The 17,114-nt window shown below is 66.1% G+C and carries 10 protein-coding genes and 1 tRNA gene; 5 read left to right on the forward strand and 6 right to left on the reverse strand.

Going from position 1 to position 17,114, the window contains the following annotated elements:
- Positions 1 to 16 precede the first annotated feature (16 nt).
- Both SP6_RS07575 and SP6_RS21340 read right to left on the reverse strand, forming a co-directional pair.
- On the reverse strand, positions 17 to 1,327 hold the full coding sequence (locus SP6_RS07575; protein WP_007403879.1) for a DNA-packaging protein: 1,311 nt from the start codon (positions 1,325 to 1,327) through the stop codon (positions 17 to 19).
- Positions 1,327 to 1,809 carry a hypothetical protein gene (locus tag SP6_RS21340; RefSeq protein WP_007403785.1) on the reverse strand — a complete coding sequence of 161 codons (483 nt, stop codon included), beginning with the start codon at positions 1,807 to 1,809 and terminating at the stop codon, positions 1,327 to 1,329. The genes SP6_RS07575 and SP6_RS21340 overlap by 1 nt, the downstream gene beginning before the upstream one ends.
- A gap of 188 nt (positions 1,810 to 1,997) precedes the next feature.
- Here SP6_RS21340 and SP6_RS07585 point away from each other — a divergent pair.
- Positions 1,998 to 2,073, forward strand: a tRNA-Val gene (locus SP6_RS07585).
- Between the two features lie 307 nt (positions 2,074 to 2,380).
- On the opposite strand, the gene SP6_RS07590 is transcribed toward SP6_RS07585, so the two are convergent.
- Entirely contained in the window at positions 2,381 to 4,258 is a 1,878-nt protein-coding gene (locus SP6_RS07590) for a glycoside hydrolase family 127 protein (protein WP_082052452.1), read from the reverse strand.
- 273 nt (positions 4,259 to 4,531) lie between these two features.
- The gene (locus SP6_RS07595; RefSeq protein ID WP_042468804.1) at positions 4,532 to 5,596 is read right to left on the reverse strand and encodes a substrate-binding domain-containing protein; all 1,065 of its coding nucleotides are present in this window, start codon (positions 5,594 to 5,596) and stop codon (positions 4,532 to 4,534) included.
- Positions 5,597 to 5,717: 121 nt separating this feature from the next.
- On the opposite strand from SP6_RS07595, the gene SP6_RS07600 reads away from it, so the two are divergent.
- The 4 genes from SP6_RS07600 (at position 5,718) to SP6_RS07615 (ending at position 14,731) form a co-directional block, all read left to right on the forward strand.
- Positions 5,718 to 7,769 carry a glycoside hydrolase family 31 protein gene (locus SP6_RS07600; protein ID WP_007403766.1) on the forward strand — a complete coding sequence of 684 codons (2,052 nt, stop codon included), beginning with the start codon at positions 5,718 to 5,720 and terminating at the stop codon, positions 7,767 to 7,769.
- A 62-nt stretch (positions 7,770 to 7,831) separates the two neighbouring features.
- A complete protein-coding gene (locus SP6_RS07605; protein WP_007403861.1) occupies positions 7,832 to 9,226 on the forward strand; it encodes an MFS transporter in 1,395 nt (464 codons plus the stop codon).
- Between the two features lie 23 nt (positions 9,227 to 9,249).
- Complete coding sequence (locus SP6_RS07610; protein ID WP_007403726.1) at positions 9,250 to 11,880, forward strand: carbohydrate-binding protein; 2,631 nt, start codon at positions 9,250 to 9,252, stop codon at positions 11,878 to 11,880.
- 85 nt (positions 11,881 to 11,965) lie between these two features.
- Positions 11,966 to 14,731 carry a TonB-dependent receptor gene (locus tag SP6_RS07615; protein WP_037567768.1) on the forward strand — a complete coding sequence of 922 codons (2,766 nt, stop codon included), beginning with the start codon at positions 11,966 to 11,968 and terminating at the stop codon, positions 14,729 to 14,731.
- Positions 14,732 to 14,768: 37 nt separating this feature from the next.
- On the opposite strand, the gene SP6_RS07620 is transcribed toward SP6_RS07615, so the two are convergent.
- Both SP6_RS07620 and poxB read right to left on the reverse strand, forming a co-directional pair.
- Positions 14,769 to 15,287: an FUSC family protein gene (locus tag SP6_RS07620; protein WP_007403820.1), complete on the reverse strand. Its 519-nt coding sequence runs from the start codon at positions 15,285 to 15,287 to the stop codon at positions 14,769 to 14,771.
- Positions 15,284 to 17,008 (reverse strand): ubiquinone-dependent pyruvate dehydrogenase, encoded by a 1,725-nt coding sequence (poxB, locus tag SP6_RS07625; RefSeq protein WP_007403908.1) that lies wholly within the window; start codon positions 17,006 to 17,008, stop codon positions 15,284 to 15,286. Before poxB ends, SP6_RS07620 begins: the two co-directional genes overlap by 4 nt.
- Between the last annotated feature and the right edge of the window lie 106 nt (positions 17,009 to 17,114).

Here is a 17,114-nt window from a genome sequence, read left to right on the forward strand (position 1 = left end):
GGAGGAAAAGATGCCCTCACAAATTCCGTATCCCCGGCGGGCCCCGCCCGGACAGCATCAGCTCGGTCAGCGCCCAGACCAGCGCATCGGCGCGATCCGGCGAGTGGCCCGGCCCGTCATAGGCCCCGGCCACCCCTAGCCCGCAGAGCTCGTCCTCCAGCGCCGGAAATCCCCGCGCATGCCACACGCGTCCTTGCGCATAGAGAAAGGACACCGGCTCCGCCCGCGCGGCCTTTCCGATCGAGGCATAGACCAGATGCACCGGCAGGGTCGGGTCGGCGAGCCGCAGCACGCTTTCGACCATATCCCCGCCCTGGTTGCGCTCGGCCACCACCCGGTCGGCGCGGTTGCGCCGAGCACAGCCCGCCACGCGCGCCGCCCAGCCTTCGGGTGACAGCCCCGCCTCGCTGGCATCCTCTAGCACATAGCCATGCCCGTCGCGCCCGAGCCCGACCGCAACGATCCCGCAGGCATCGCCGCTGCTCGTCGCAGGCGGATCGACGCCGACCACCACCCGGTCGAGCGCGGGCACCGTCTTCACCCGCTGCCGGTCGAGCAGCGCGCGGGTCCACAGCGCCCCCTCGCGGTCGTCGACCATCTCGCCGTCCAGCTCCTGCCGCCCCAGCCGCGTGTCGCCATACTGGGAGAGCATCGCATCCTGAAAGCTGTCGGGCAGATGCGCATTGTCGCTGGTCCGCCCGATCGTCTCGACACAGTCGGGCAGTGCCATGACCTTGCGCATCAGCGGCGTCGCGCGCGGCGTGGTCGTGACCAGCACGCGCGGATGCTCGCCCAGCCGGAGCGTCATCATCAGATTGTCCCATCCGGCCTCCCCCTTCCACTTGCCCAGTTCGTCGCACCAGGCGGCGTGATGCTGCGGCCCGCGCAAAGCCTCGGGCGCCGCCGCCGAGTAAGCGAAGCCGATCGCGCCCGACGTGAAATGCACCTGTCCCAGGCTGCCGATCCATTTGGGCGCTTCGCCCTTGCGCGCCACCGCCAGCAGCCCACTTTCGCCGCGCACCATTACCCGTTCAACATCGCGGAGCGTTGCGCCCATCAGCGCGATCCGCGCGCCAGGATTGTCGCGGGCCAGCGCGCTCACCCATTCAGCACCCGCACGCGTCTTGCCGAAACCGCGTCCCGCCCGGATCAGCCAGACCCGCCAGTCGCCCGGTGGCGCCACCTGTCCGTCATGCGCCCATAATTCCCATCGCTCGACCAGTTCGCGCTTCTGCGCGGCCGTCAGCGCGGCCAGCGCTTGTTCGCGCGCGCAGGGTTCCAGCATCGCCAGCGTGGCGAGCCGCGTTGCCGCATCCTGTCCCGCCATCACGCCATCCCCTTCAACCGCCGCCGTGCCAACCCGTCGAGCGCGCGTTCCAGCGCCGCATCGGTCTCGGCTGCATCGGCCCGCACCGCTTCGCTGACGCCATCACCAGCCTTGGCCAGTGCATCGCGCCGCGCGAGCAGCTTCAGATAGAATTGCACCTCAGTGGCGCTGAGCGGCGGGGTGATGGAGAGGCCGGCGGTCCCCGCACCGGCCTCTCCCCCGTCCTCCCCACCCTCAGCCACAGACAACAGGATCAGCATACGGCGCAGCAGACCTTCCTCGACCAGCGCATGCGCCGCTCCGATCGCCTCGGCCCAGCCCTTCGCGAAGCCGGGATCGCGTCGCCGCAATCCCCGTGCCGCGCCGAGCGTCTCTCCCACCGCCCGCGCCGCCACGCCCGCATCGGCACTGATCGCCAGCGCCTCCAGGAATTGCCGTCGCCGCGCCTGCGTCCACCGCGCGCCCTCCCCCGTTCCGGCCATTCCCCGCTCCCCCGAAGCACCGGGGGCAGATGCGGTCGCTCCCTTCGACCCCACTCGCCCCCGATGTTCCTGTTATGTACCGAAAGCTGTGGGGTTTGTATCCAACAAACGAACCCAGTTGGTTGGTCGCACAAAAGCGGCTTGCCAGACGCAGAAGGCGTCGGCATTAGGCGAAGCTTCCCGAGAGGGGGCGATTAGCTCAGTTGGTAGAGCGTCTCGTTTACACCGAGAATGTCGGCGGTTCGAGCCCGTCATCGCCCACCATTCCAAACATCATCGAATAGCCCCATTCCGGTGAAGGCCGGGGGCCAGTTGCCGTCTCATTACGGCTATTCCTAACAAAATGATTTGTTCGCGCGGGGCGCGCGGAGGACGCAGAGAGGTCGTCCGATTGGCTGCGGCTCGTCTTCATCACCAAGTGGAGAGAGGCATGAAGCCGCGACAGGCGGGACACGTCCGCGTTATCCGCCCCTCCGCGCGAACAAAATCTCTCTCGACTCGCTACCGTTTCATCGCATGCATGGCATCTGGACCCCGGCTTTCGCTGGGGTGGTCCGCCAATGGCCCGCGATCAGGCCAGTTTCCAGTAAGTCGCGTACCGCTCATGCGCGATGCGGTGGTAGGGGACCAGCCGCACCGGCTGGCCATCCGACGCCGGGATGGTGAATTCCAGCGGCCGGGCCGTGGCCCGGATCTGCTGGGCCAAGGCTTTCGGATCGCCGGACAGCGTGGGCGCCTGGAACGGCGTGTCGTTATACTCGCCATATTTACGCTCGCTGATGATGATGTCGGCCCCCGGCGCCAGCCCCTCGCGGCCCAGCGCACCGGCCAGCACCAGCGGGCCATAGGTGAAGGCGACGATCTCCGGCGCGGCGGGGGCGCTTTCGACGGCGGGCTCCATGACGAGGCGCATTTCCACCGTATCGCCGGTCTTCCAGGTCCGGGTCAGCTCGGCATAGCTGCCGGGCTTGTCGGAGTGCGAGACTTCGGCCCCGTTGACAAGCAGCGTGGCGGTCGGGCTCCATTTCGGATGACGCAGCTTCAGCGTCAGCTCGGTCGGCTGGCGCAGCTTCCAGCGGAACTGGGTGTTGGCCGCGTCCGGGAAGGTCGTCGCCTGGGTCAGCACCGCGCCCTTGTCCGCCCAGGTCACGGTCGAGGGGATGAACAGGTTCACATAGAGCGCGCGATCGTCGTGGAAGTAGATCGAGTCGCGATATTTGACGTGATTCTCCATCCCCGTACCGGTGCAGCACCAGAAGCTGTCTTCCGGGGTGTGGTAGAGCTTCATGTAGCCGGGCCGCGCACCCTGGAAATAGGTCGCCATGCCCGAATCCGGGTCCTGCGAGGCGAGGATGCCGTTGTAGAGCGTGCGCTCGTAATAATCGGCATATTCCGCGCGCGGATCGCGCAGGAACAGCGCGCGGGTCAGCTTGAGCATGTTGTGCTGGCAGCAGGTTTCCGACCCCTTGGCCGAGAAGACATGCTTGTCGAAATCGGCCATGGCGAAGAAATGCTCGGCATCGCCATGCCCGCCGGTCGCGAAGGCGCGGGTATGCGCCACGGTCCGCCAGAAAAAGGCGGCGGCGTTGTGATATTTGTCGTCGCCGGTCGCCTCGAACACGCGCTGGAAGCCGATGATCTTCGGAATCTGCGTGTTGGCATGCATGCCGTCGAGATAGTCGCGGCCCTGCGCCAGCGGGTTCATGATCGCCTTTTGCGAGAAGCGCTCGGCGACGCGGCGATAATCCTCGTTGCCGGTCATGAAATACAGATCGGCATAGATCTCGTTCATGCCGCCATATTCGGTTTCCAGCATCTTCTCGAACTGTTCGTCCGACAAGGGCTTGGTCGCCACGACGCCCCAATCGGCCAGTCGGAACAGCACGCCGCGCGACGGCTCGCTATCGGCCAGTTGCACCGAGTCGCGGAGCCCCGCATAGACCTTGTGCAGCGTGTACCAGGGCACGCCGGTGATCGGCTCACCCCGCAGATGCGCCGCGACCAGCGCCGGCCCCTTGGGGAAGGCGCAGACCAAGCCGCTGCCCGACGCCTTCTGGCAGGCCGCCAGTTCGTTCGCGATATAGTCGATCCGCTGACGATAGCGCTTGTCCTTGGTCGCCCGATACGCAAGCGCGCAGGCCGAAAGGTAATGGCCCAGCGTATGGCCATGGCAGTTGATGTCCGCCCATTCCGGCTCCGACTCCCAGCCGCCATAGGCCGGGGCCTTGGGCTTCAGTCCGGCATTGGCGCGGAAATTGGCGAGCAGTCGGTCGGGCTGGAGGCGCATCAGATACGCCTCGGTCATGCGCTGCGCGTGAAGGAAGGGCCCTCCGTCCAGCGTCACATCGGCCATGTCGAAGGGCTGCACGACGGTTGCGGGCAACCGGGTCGCCCCTTGCGGCGCCGCCCAGGCGCTGGCGGGCATCACCATGCCCATACCGGTCGCCATGGCCCCGATGCTGGCGGTGGCAAGGACGTCGCGACGCGACACGGGGGCATGGCAGCATGAGTGCACCGATCTTCTCCGACAATTTCTATTTTGCCCAAGCGTAGCGACCAAGCCGCCCGCTCAGCAACATCTTTTGTCGCACGTCGGAGGATCGATCCAGCATCACTCTATAAACCTGGGATTTTTTTACCTTCAGCCTGCCCCGGGCTCGATCCGACTCCAACCCGTACCGTTTCCCACCCGATTACATTAGCGATCTTTTGTCGGACTGATTCACTGCTCCGCGATCGTCATGGCTTGACCATGGGAAGCCGCCGGCATCCCCACATGGCTCTGCCCCATGCGCAGGTTCATCGCCCAGAGCATCTGCACCAAAGGCACCCCCGGCCGCCGCTGTCCGGGCAGCAACGCAACCACGCCCTGCGCCAGCGCCAGGCCGAGATCGTCGAGGTCCAGGGTGAAGCAGGTCAGGTCGGGCGACAGCGCGCGGCAGGCCGGATTGTCACGCAGCCCGATCACCGCGACATCGCGCCCGGGCTCCAGCCCCATGCCGCGCAGCGCGCGATACGCCCCCACCGGCGCGGTTTCGCCCATCAGCAGCAGCGCGGTGGGACGGTCGGCCAGCGCCATCAACTCGCGCGCGGTCGCCTCGCCATCGCTCTCGTCCGTCTCGCCATGGTGGACCAGCGCCGGGTCGAAGGGCAAGCTTGCCCGCTCCAATGCGGCGCGATAGCGCTCGACCACGATATGGCTGTTGTTGATCGTCACCGGCGGCGCGACCAGGCCGATCCGATAGTGGCCCGCCTCGGTCAGCAGCGCCATAGCCTGGGTGACGAGGCTCTCGAAATCCAGGTCGATCCAGGCATAATCGCGCTCGGTCGCGGTCCGCCCCAGCGCGACGAAGGGGATGCCGCGATCGAGCAGGAAATGGATGCGCGGATCGGCGCGATTCGTGCCCGACAGCACCCATCCATCGACGGTGCCGCGCGCGACATGCCGCCGCAGGAAGGTCAGCCCGTCCTCCCCCTTGCGTGCCAGCAGGACGACCAGATCGAGGTCGTGCTCGCTCAATCCGTTCTGCAACCCCTCCAGCAAGGCCATGAAGAACGGATCGCCATGGATCGCGCTGTCATGCTCCAGCGTCAGCATGAAGCCGATCGTTCCCGTCCGCCCGCTGCGCAGCGTCCGCCCCGACTGGTTGGGGATATAGCCATGCGCCGCCGCCGCCTCGACCACGCGTTTGCGAGTCTCGGGGCTGACGTCCTTGCGATCGTTCAGGGCCCGCGACACGGTGCCGATCGAGAGCCCGAGATGCCGGGCGAGCGTACGGATGTCCATTTGCCCGTGATCGCGGTCCGGCGCGTTTCGCACAAGAGGCCTGTTGACAGCCATCGCAAAGCGAGCAAAAACCGTAAACGTTTACGGCTGTCGGAGAACGGCCATGGAGAGGAACGGCCGGTTGGACACACTCATTCTGGAAAACCGTGCGGTCGCCTGGTCCTATGACGGCAACTGGTTGCGGGTCGAAGCGCATGGTCGCGACGGCCTGCGCCTGCGGGCCTCGACCTATGCGCAGGACGCGGCCAAGCCCGGCGCGCTTCTCGACGATGGCGTGGAAGGGACCGCTCCGCTGGTCACGCGCGATGGTGCGACCGCGCGCATCACCAATGGCCGGATCACCGCCGAGGTCGATCTTCAGGGCCGGGTCCGCTTCCTGAATGCCGATGGCCGGCTGCTGCTCGAGGAAAAATGGCGGCAGCGCGATACGATCAGCAAATATTGGACCGTCGGCACCGACGAGGTGCGGATGATCAGCGCGCTCGGCCTGTCGGGTCGCGAGTTCAAGCCGCTGCCCGGTGGCGCCGCGCACATCACCGTGCGGTTCGAGGCCAAGCAGGGCGAGCGGCTCTATGGCATGGGCCAGTATCAACAGCCCCAGCTCGATCTCGCCGGCTGTACGCTGGAACTGGCACAGCGCAATTCGCAGGCCAGCGTCCCCTTCGTCGTGTCGAGCGACGGCTATGGCTTTCTCTGGAACATGCCGGCGGTGGGCGAGGTGCATTTCGCCGCCAATGGCGCGACCTGGACCGCGCAGGCCGCACGCGAGATCGATTACTGGATCACCGCCGCCGACACGCCGGCCGAGATCGTGCGCAACTATGCGGCGGTCACCGGCACCGTGCCGATGATGCCCGACTTCGCGCTGGGGCTGTGGCAGAGCAAGCTGCGCTACCGCACGCAAGATGAGTTGCTGGCGGTCGCGCGCGACTATCACGCGCGCGGCATCCCGCTGGCGGTGATCGTCGCCGACTTCTTCCACTGGCCGGTGCAGGGCGACTGGCGCTTCGACCCACGCGAATGGCCCGATCCCGCCGGCATGACCGCCGAGTTGAAGGCGATGGGGACCGAGTTGCTCGTCTCGGTCTGGCCCACGGTCGATCCGCGATCGGAAAATTATCCCGAGATGGCGGAAAAGGGCTATCTGGTCCGTGCCAATCGCGGGCTGGACGTGCAGCAGGAATTTCTGGGCAATACCCGTTTCATCGACACCACCCATCCCGGCGCACGCGACTTTCTGTGGGACAGGCTGAAGCGCAATTACCGCGACCAGGGCGTGGCACTGTTCTGGCTGGACGAGGCGGAGCCCGAATATAGCGCCTATGATTTCGACAATTACCGCTATCACGCCGGCCCGGTGCTGGAGATCGGCAACGCCTATCCGCTCCATTATGCCCAGGCCCTGTATGACGGCCTGCATGCCGAAGGGGAAAGCGAGATCGTCAGCCTGATCCGCTGCGCCTGGGCGGGCAGCCAGCGTTACGGCGCGCTCGTCTGGTCGGGGGATATCCACAGCTCGTTCGATGCCATGCGCGACCAGCTAAGCGCCGGGCTCAACATGGGAATGGCGGGTATTCCGTGGTGGACGACCGATATCGGCGGCTTTCACGGCGGCGATGTCGATGATCCGGCCTTTCACGAACTGATGATCCGCTGGTTCCAATGGGCGGTCTTCACCCCGGTCCTGCGGATGCACGGGCATCGCGAGCCGATCACCCCGCCGGCCGAGCCGTTCCGCGACGGCGTCGCCCAGTGCGATACCGGCGCAGGCAATGAATTGTGGAGCTTCGGCGAACCGGTGTTCGATACGCTGCACCGCTATGCCGCGCTTCGCGAACGGCTGCGCCCCTATATCGCCGGGCTGATGCGCGCCGCGCATGAAAGCGGCGATCCGCTGATGCGGCCGATGTTCTACGATTATCCGGACGATCCGCGATGCTGGGAACTGGACGACCAATATATGTTCGGTCCCGATCTGGTCGTTGCGCCGATCACCACCGCCGGCCTGGTCGAGCGCGACGTCTATCTGCCCGACGGGTGCTGGCGCGATGCCTGGACGGGCGAGATGGTCGAGGGCGGATGCCAGATATGGTGTGACGCGCCGCTCGATCGCCTGCCGGTGTTCGTGCGCGCCGGAGCGGCGGTGGAGGCGGCGTTCGTCCTGACCGACTGATCGTCACGGAGCAAAGTAACGGGAACCGCCATAAAGACGGACCGGGCAAAAGGGAGGAAGTCATGGCAGCCATAGCGGCGCAAGCGCCCCCGGGGGCGGGGGAAGAGGACCGGATCGGCACCGCCGATCCGCACATCCCGTTTTTCGAGAAGATCTGCTATGGCCTGGGCGATGCCGGGGGCACCATCGTCACCGGGCTGATCGCCAATTTCCTGACCTTCTATTACACCGACGTCTTCGGGCTGGCGCCCGGGATCGTCGGCATCCTATTCCTGTCGCTGCGCATCTTCGACGCGATTTCCGATCCGCTGATCGGCATCATGGCCGACCGGACCTCCACCCGCTGGGGACGGTTCCGCCCCTATCTGCTTTGGACCGCAATTCCCGTCGGGCTCAGTTGCTTCCTGACCTTCCAGTCGCCGGACCTGGGCTATGACGGCAAGGTCGCCTATGCCGCGATCACCTATTTCCTGCTCGCCTTCTCCTACTCGCTCAACAACGTCCCCTATTGCGCGCTCATCACCCGCATGACCGACAGCGCGCGCGAGGGCGTGTCGTGCCAGTCGGTGCGGTTCGCGATGGTCGCCATCGCCTCCTTCTGCGTCTCGGTCGGCCTGCCGATCATGGTGCGCGAACTGGGCGGCGCGGATATCGCGCGCGGCTATCGCGACGGGGTGGCGATCCTGTGCCTGGCGGCGGTCGCCATGTTCCTGATCTGCTTCCTGTTCGTGCGCGAACGCGTGGTCGCCGCCGATGCCGACAATGTGCCGCTGAAGGTCGCGATCGCCACCACGCTGAAGAACGACCAGCTGCGCCTGACCTTCATCATGACGCTGCTGCTGATCGGTATCTTCAACACCAAGGGCGGCGCGGCGCTCTATTTCATCACCTATGTGCTGGGCGGCGACACCACCTATCAGGCGCTGTTCTTCGGCACCGCGACGGCGGGCGGCTTTCTGGGATCGGTGATCGTCCCCTTCTTCACCCGTCGCTTCGACGTGAAGACCGTCTATGTCGCGGTGAACCTGATCCTGGTGGCCGGGCATTTCGCGGCCTTTTTCGTGCCCGGCGGCTATCCGATGCTGTGGCTGGTGCTGGTTGCTTTGTGTTGCATCGTGCTGGGCTGCACCCTGCCGCTGCACTTCACCCTCATCCAGCTCGCCGACCAATATGGCGAGTGGAAGCTGGGGATGCGATCCTCGGGCATGAGCTTTGCCTTCAACCAGTTCTTCGTGAAGCTCGCCTGGGCGCTGGCCGGGGTGCTGATCAGCGGCGTCCTGGTGATCGTATCCTACAAGGCCGGGATGGAGAACCAGACGCCGACCTCGCTGACCGGCATCCGGGCGCTGTCGACGATCATTCCAGGCCTGATGCACCTGGCACTGGCCGCCACCGCCGCCCGCCTGATCCTGAACCGCGCGACGATCGACCGCATGACTGCGGAACGCGGCCAATGACCCTTCCAACGAAAGCCCGCCTTATGCCCTCCCCGCTTCGCCTGTTGCTGGTCACGCTGCTCGGTTCCGCCGCCATCCCCGCCATGGCACAGGAACGGCTAACGGTGGACATGGCCAGCGACACCGGCGCCTTCCATGGCGGCGCGTCGGGCACGCTCTACGGGCTTTACGACGCGCGCCTGCCCCACCCCAATCTGGTCGAGGGCATCGGCCTTCGCACCGTGTCGACCAAGGCGCAGGACGGCCCGCAGCATCCCGGCGCCGACGCGCTGGAGGTGGCGACGCTGCTGACCGACGCATCGGGCGGCGACACCTATATCTACATGACCGATATCAACCGCGAATTTCCCTACAACTGGAAGACGGGCGACTGCGCGCAGTCGGTCACCAACTATATCGAAAAGCTGCGCGCCCAGGTCCGCCAGGTGAAGGGCATGGACAAGCGCTATCGCGACCGCATCGTCTTCGTGCCGTATAATGAGCCCGACGGGAACATGTTCAGCGGCGGCGACAAGAGCTGCAATGGCGTCAGTTGGCAGAAGGACCCCAGCGTCTTCAACGATGCCTGGGACCGCGCGGTGCGGATGATCCGCCAGGAAATGCCCGGCGCCCGGATCGCCGGGCCCAATACCAGCATCCTGTTTCCCGAAGTCGAAGGCTTTCTGCGCCACGCCATCGCGGCGGACACCATGCCCGACATCGTGACCTGGCACGAACTCAGCAACCCCGCGACGGTGCGAACCAGCGTGCGGCGCTATCGCGAATGGGAAGACCGGCTGTTCGCGGGCACCAAGTGGCAGGGCCGCCATCTGCCGATCAACATCAACGAATATGCGTATAACTACCATACCTCGGTCCCCGGCCAGATGGTGCAATGGGTCGCCGCGATCGAGGATTCCAAGGTCGATGCCGACATCGCCTATTGGAATATCGACGGCAATCTGAGCGACTCCGCCGTCCAGGCCAATCGCGGGAACGGGCAGTGGTGGCTGCTCAACGCCTATGCGACGATGAGCGGCCATACGCTGGCCGTCACGCCGCCGCATCCGGACGAGAGCTATACGTTGCAGGGCGTGGCGACGCTCGACCCCACTCGCCGGCAGGCGCGCGTGCTGTTCGGCGGCAAGAGCGGCGATGCGACCATAGCGCTGGCCCATGTCCCCGCCGCCTTCGGCGCGAATGTCCGGGTGCGGGCGCGCATGATCAGCTGGACCGGGCAGTTGGGCGACGCCACCCCGCCCGACGTCATCGCCGACCGGGTCCTGCCGGTGCGGGACGGGGGCGTCGCGCTGACCTTCGGCCAGGACGGCCTGCCGGCGCTGCGCGAGGAAGCGGCCTATGAACTGGTCGTGACGCCCGGCGACGGTGCCCGCATACCCGCGGTCACCATCCCCTGGAGCCAGGATTATGAAGCGGAAAAGGCGACGCGGCGCGGAACCGGCCTGACCGTCCGCGGCCCGGAGGGCTCGCCCAAGAATGTCGACCGTTTCCACACCTCGGGCGGCTATTCGGTCGAGGGGTTCAAGACCGGCGCCGATGCCGCGCTCGACTTCGCGATCGATGTGCCGCGTGCGGGCCGCTATGATCTGCGCGTGCTGGCCAGCACCTTCAACAAGGATCCGCTGGCCGAGGCGCAGGGGCCGACCAACGTCTTCCTGCGGATCGACGGCAAGCCGGCCGGCGAGACCGAGCTGTTCCTGCCGCTCGGCTACAAGCCCTCGGTGCTCGACCATGTCGATACGGTCGTCTCGCTGCCGCAGGGGCGCCACACGCTGACCCTGGCGACCCGCAGTCTGGACGGGACGCGCGCGACGCGGGGCAATGCCTTGGTCGACCGCATCACGCTGACCGCCGCCGACCCGGCGGTGACGATGACGCGCTACGACGTGCGCGACGCGATGCTGACGGGCACGAAGCCCGGTGGCAGCGACAGTGTCATCCTGTCGCCGGGGGCCAGCGCCACCTTCTGGATATATGGCGCGCAGGACCGGCTGGCGCGCCTGTCTCCCGAGGCCAACGGGGCACTCCGTATGACGGTCAATGGCCGCGCCGTCACCTCGGGCGAGGCCTTCCTGCTCGGCGGGATCAACAAGGTCGTGGTGACGGGGGCCGGCCGCCCGGCCTCGCTGCGTGGCCTGCGCGTCACGGCGGGAGGCGGCGCCGCGCCGCATGGATATGAGGCGGAAGCGGCGCAGGTCGCCGGTACCGCCCGGATCGGGGACGTCTCGCTCGCCAGCGGCGGCCGCGCCGTGTTCGACATCGGCGGCGCGCCGGGCAATGGCAACACGCTGACCTTCCCGCAGGTGATGGCGGACAAGGCGGGCCCCTATGCGCTCACCATCCGCTTCTCCAACGACGAACAGTCCAAGGCGACGCATTACAATCCCGATCCCCTCGCCCGGACCGCGCGGATTTCCGTCAACGGGGCCAAGCCCGTGCTGGCGACCTTCCCCAACAGCTTCCACGCCAATAACTGGTGGGAGATGACGGTGCCCGTGACTTTGCGCGCCGGCGCCAACAGCATCCAGATCTCGGGCGAGGAACAGCCCAATTGGGATGGCCGCACCTATGCGTCGCAGACCTGGCCGGGCGTACTGCTCCGCTCGCGCTATGCGCCCAATATCGACCGTATCACGGTGACGCCCATGCCCTGATCGGCCATCCTCGGCGAAGCCGCGCCCCGGCTTCGCTCTCTTCCGTAAACGTTTCCGATTACAAGCAAAAAATGTGGAGGGGATTATGAGACAGACAGTGATCGCAGGCCTGTTGGCATCGGTATCGGCCATGGCGGCCATGGCGGCCATGACGGTGGCGGCACCCGCCCTGGCGCAGGAACAGCCGACGTCGACGGATCAGACGCAAGGTCCGGCTGCTGCTCCCGCCACCGCCGATCAGGACGAAACGGGCAGCGCCGACATCGTCGTCACCGGCCTCCGCCAGAGCCTGAGCAGCGCGCAGAACATCAAGCGCAACTCGGACGCGATCGTCGACGCGCTGGTCGCCGAGGATATCGGCAAATTCCCCGACAACAACGCGTCCGAAGCCATTGCCCGCGTCACCGGCGTGCAGGTGACGCGCTATGCCGACGAGGCGAACGGCGTGCTGATCCGCGGCCTGCCCAATGTGCAGACGACGGTGCAGGGGCGCGAGATATTCACCGCCGATGGCCGGTCGGTCGCGATTCAGGATTTCCCGGCTCAGGCGCTGTCGCGCGTCGATGTGTTCAAGGCGACCACCGCCGAGAATCTGGAGGGCGGCATCGCCGGCCTGATCGATGTCGGGCTGCGCCGCCCCTTCGACCTCAAGGGCTTCCAGCTCGCGGGCGCGGCTCGCGGCGTCTACAATACCGAATCGCGCAAGCTCGACCCGATCGGCAGCCTGCTGATCAGCGATCGGTGGCAGACCGGGATCGGGGAGATCGGCGCGCTCATCAACGCGTCCTTCACCCAGACGCGGTTCCTCAACTCGGTCCGCTATCAGGGCTTCCAGGACAATGTGCCCGCCGCGCAGGCGATCCTGCCCGCCTCGGTCGGCCGCAACTTCACCTTCCCGCAGGATATCGGCCTGTTCTACGGTCGCGGCAATCGCCAGCGCCCGTCGATCAACGGATCGGTGCAGTGGAAGCCCGCCGACAATCTGATGATCTATGTCGACGGCCTGTATCAGGGCTATCGCAACAAGATCGCCAACGACTTTTTCGGCATCCCCATCCAGTCGAGCCCCAGCGGCGGCAATCCGCCGACGATCCGCAATGCGGTGCTGACCCAGGACGGTACGACGCTCGAATCCTTCGACGTCGATCTGGGCATCGTCAACGGCCCGACCAAGCAGGCGGGGCGGCAGAGCACCGATACCTTCCAGGGCGCGCTGGGTGCGAAATGGGATATCGGCAACGCCGTCTTCACCACCGACCTCGCCTATACCAAGTCGACCGTCGACAATAGCTATTATGAATTCCAGACGACGCTGGCCAACCCGCTGTCCCTGGCGGTGAAGCTGAACGATCAGCGCAGCGTCAATTTCACGCCTAGCGGCGTCGATTTCAACAATCCCGCCAGCTTCCTGGTGCGCGGCCTTTACGAGAACCGGAACCGGGCGGAGGGCAGCCAGTGGCAATGGCAGGGCAATCTGGCGATCGATACCGAATCGTCGCTCTTCCCCAAATTCCAGTTCGGCCTGCGCTATGCCGATCGTAACGCCAGCTCGGTCTTCGGGGATCGCTATGCCGCGCTGAACAGCCTGCGCGATCCGATCGGCAATGTGCCCGGCGTGTCCGACGGACGGATCATCGAGGCGGGGTTCCACGGCGACAACGTGCAGCAATTCCGCTCCTGGTTCGCGCCCGATCCCAATATCCTGAACAACCGGATCAACGATGTCCGCGACTATGTCCGCCAGGCACTGGTGCGCGCCGGCGCCGATGCGGGCGCACGCCAGACCTGGGCGCCCGAGCGGCCCGCGCTCAACCCGCTCAACGCCTTCAACGCGCGCGAGCAGGTGTTCACCAGCTATGCCCAGGTCAATTACGCCTTCGATATCGGCATTCCGGTCGATGGCGTGATCGGCGGGCGCGTCATCATCACGCGCAACCGGCTGAACGGCACCAACCAATTGCCCACCGCGAACGGCACGGTGCTGGTGCCGATCAACTCCTCGACCCAGTATGTCGATATCCTGCCCAATATCAGCGCGCAGTTGCACTTTACCGATCAGTTGAAGCTTCGCCTGTCGCGGACCCAGGCATTGTCGCGCCCTGGATTCAACCAGATCAACCCGACGCTGACCATCCAGCAGGGTACGATCGGCGGCAATATCTCCTACACCGGCAATGGCGGCAATCCGAACCTGCAACCCATCCGGTCGGACAATTACGACGCCTCGCTCGAATATTATTTCTCGCGCACCGGATCGGTGTCGGTCGCGGGCTTCTATCGCAAGATCAACGGCTTCATCAATTCGCTCCCGCAGATCGTCAATGTCCAGCCGTTCGGCGACATCCTGGTCTATCGCCCGTCAAATGCCGGGTCGGGCACGATCAAGGGGATCGAGGTCGCCGGCACCACCTTCTTCGACTTCCTGCCCGGTGCGCTGCGCGGGCTCGGCGCACAGGCGAATTTCACCTATATCGATGGCGAGCAGGTGCTGGATTCGGCGGCCAATTTCGCGGGCGGTCGCCAGACCCTGCCGGGTGTGTCCAAATACAGCTTCAACGTCATCGGCCTGTACGAACTGGGGCCGACGAGCGTGCGGCTGGCCTATAATTACCGCAGCGCCAATGTGGACGGCTTCGGCGCGCCGGGCGTGTTCACCACCGTCTATTCGGGCGCCGTCGGGCGGCTCGACCTGTCGGCCAGTTATAATCTGAACGACAATATCACGCTGACGGTCGACGCCACCAACCTGCTGCGCACCCCCTATCACAGCTATGTGAAGGACCCGCGCTATCCGCGCGACGTGCGGTGGGAGGCGAGCCTGTTGTCGGCGGGCGTCCGCTTCCGCTTCTGAAGGGCGTGGGCGGGTCGCGAGGGAAGCGGCCCGCCCCCTACCCCGTCCGACGGAACAGCATCCGATCGGCGATCCAGTGCAGCGCCGCGCCGATGGCCACGCCCAACAGTACCTCCTGCGCGCGGGCCATGGCGGAGGCGGGAACCGTTCCCCCCGGCGGCACCGTCAACAGCACGATGACCGACGTCCACATGCCCGCGCGCAGATCGACACGCAGTCGCGCAATCGCCGCCGTCAGCCCGACCGCGACCGCCAGCATCGTCACCGGCCCGGCCCCCGGCATGACCAGCGCGACGGCTGTTGCCACCGCGACGCCGATGAGGGTCGCGACCACGCGCCATGCCAGCGTGCGATTGGTGTCGCCCAGCTTTTCCTGCGACACGACCAGCGCCGATACGCTCGCCCAGATCGGATGGTCGAGATGCAGCGCATCGGCGACCACCAGCGCCAGCACCGCCGCGCCCGTACACCGGATCACGAAGGCGGCGGCCCGGATCGCCTCCGCCCAGGACAGATGAGCCGTGACCCAGGAGCGCAGTGCGGGCGGGGGCCTCATCGGAAGAGATTGGCCTTGGCCAGTTCCAGCACCTCGTCGCCGCGCCCGCTGAGCACCGCGCGCACGGCATACAGGCTGAAGCCCTTCACCTGCTCCGCCTGGATCTTGGGCGGCACGATCAATTCCATCGTCTCGGTCACGACATCGACCAGCGCCGGCCCGTCATGCGCGAATGCCTCGCGCAGCGCCTCCTCCAGCGCGTCCGACCGCGTCACCCGCGCCCCGAAATAACCCATCTCGCGCGCGATCGCGGCGAAGTCCGGGTTCTGCAGCGCGACATTGGTGTCGACATAACCTGCCGCCTTCTGCTCCAGCTCGACGAAACCCAGCGTCGAATTGTTGAAGACGACGACCTTGATCGGCAGCTTCATCTGCACCGCGGTCAGCATGTCGCCCATCAGCATGGCGAGACCACCATCGCCCGACAGCGACACCACCTGCCGCCCGGGGAAGGCGCCCTGCACGCCCAGCGCCTGGGGCAGCGCATTGGCCATCGAGCCATGGTTGAACGACCCGATCAACCGCCGCTTGCCGTTCATCGTCAGGTAGCGCGCGGCCCAGACGGCGGGTGTGCCGACATCGGCGGTGAACACCGCATCCTCTGCTGCGACCCGGTCGACCAGCCGGGCGACATATTGAGGATGAAGCGGCTTGTCCTCCTTGCGCGGGGTGGCGAGGTCATCCAGCCCCTTGCGCGCATCGCGGTAATGGGCACGCGCCTTGTCGAGGAAGCGATCGTCACGCTCGCCTTGGATCCGCGGCAGCAGCGCACGCGCCGCCTCGCGCACATCGGCGACGACACCCAGATCGAGCGGCACGCGCCGGCCGAGCGCGCTGGGGTCGCGGTCGATCTGCACCACCCTGGCCTTTTCAGGATAGAAGTTGCGATAGGGAAAGTCGGTGCCGAGCATCAGCAACGTGTCGCATTCCATCATCGCATAATAGCCCGAGGAAAAGCCGATCAGCCCGGTCATCCCGACATCGTAAGGATTGTCCCATTCGATCCATTCCTTTCCCCGATAGGCATGGACGATCGGCGCCTTCAGCGCGGCGGCGAGCGCGACGACCTCGTCATGCGCACCCGCCGTGCCCGCACCGCACAGCATCGTCACCGCTTTCGATCCGTTGAGCAGCTCCGCGACCTGCGCCAGCACGCCGTCGTCGGGCAGGATGCGCGGTGCGGCCAGCGGCGGGAAGGGAACCACGCGCGTCTGCGGCGCCTCCTGCAAGGCGACGTCGCCGGGAATGACCAGCACCGCCACCCCACGCTGGCCGATCGCGGTGCGGATGGCGCGGTGGAGCAGTTCGGGCATCTGCTTGGCGTCCTGCACCATCTCACAGAAATGGCTGCATTCGCGGAACAGCTCGGTGGGATGGGTTTCCTGGAAATAGCCCAGGCCGATCTCGCTCGACGGGATATGCGCGGCGATCGCCAGCACCGGCACATGGTTGCGATGACAGTCATACAGGCCGTTGATCAGATGAAGATTGCCCGGCCCGCAACTACCGGCACACACCGCCAGCGCGCCGGTCGCCGCCGCCTCGGCCCCGGCGGCAAAGGCGCCCGCTTCCTCGTTGCGGACATGCATCCAGTCGATCTTGCCCGATTTGCGCAAGCTGTCGTTGAACGCGTTCAGGCTGTCGCCCGTCACGCCCCAGATCCGCTTCACCCCGGCTTCCACCAGGGTCCGGTTCAGAAGGTCCGCGATCGTCTCGGCCATATGCCATCATCCTTTGCTGACTGAGGGCGCGGGCGTTCGATCCCGCCTATGCTGCATCAGCGAAACGGTGGTGAGGGCGATTGGCTTCCCCGAAGGGCGTGAAATT

Origin of the sequence: Sphingomonas paucimobilis NBRC 13935, from assembly GCF_000739895.2 — a bacterium.
In the GTDB taxonomy this organism is placed as follows: Bacteria; Pseudomonadota; Alphaproteobacteria; order Sphingomonadales; family Sphingomonadaceae; genus Sphingomonas; species Sphingomonas paucimobilis.

Coding starts and splice junctions, on each gene's coding strand:
- SP6_RS07575 (WP_007403879.1), bottom strand. CDS start 1,327: ATGGCGGGACAGGATGCGGCAACGCGGCTCGCCACGCTGGCGATGCTG.
- SP6_RS07595 (WP_042468804.1), bottom strand. CDS start 5,596: ATGGACATCCGTACGCTCGCCCGGCATCTCGGGCTCTCGATCGGCACC.
- SP6_RS21340 (WP_007403785.1), bottom strand. CDS start 1,809: ATGGCCGGAACGGGGGAGGGCGCGCGGTGGACGCAGGCGCGGCGACGG.
- SP6_RS07620 (WP_007403820.1), bottom strand. CDS start 15,287: ATGAGGCCCCCGCCCGCACTGCGCTCCTGGGTCACGGCTCATCTGTCC.
- SP6_RS07610 (WP_007403726.1), top strand. CDS start 9,250: ATGCCCTCCCCGCTTCGCCTGTTGCTGGTCACGCTGCTCGGTTCCGCC.
- SP6_RS07605 (WP_007403861.1), top strand. CDS start 7,832: ATGGCAGCCATAGCGGCGCAAGCGCCCCCGGGGGCGGGGGAAGAGGAC.
- poxB (WP_007403908.1), bottom strand. CDS start 17,008: ATGGCCGAGACGATCGCGGACCTTCTGAACCGGACCCTGGTGGAAGCC.
- SP6_RS07615 (WP_037567768.1), top strand. CDS start 11,966: ATGAGACAGACAGTGATCGCAGGCCTGTTGGCATCGGTATCGGCCATG.
- SP6_RS07590 (WP_082052452.1), bottom strand. CDS start 4,258: ATGGCGACCGGTATGGGCATGGTGATGCCCGCCAGCGCCTGGGCGGCG.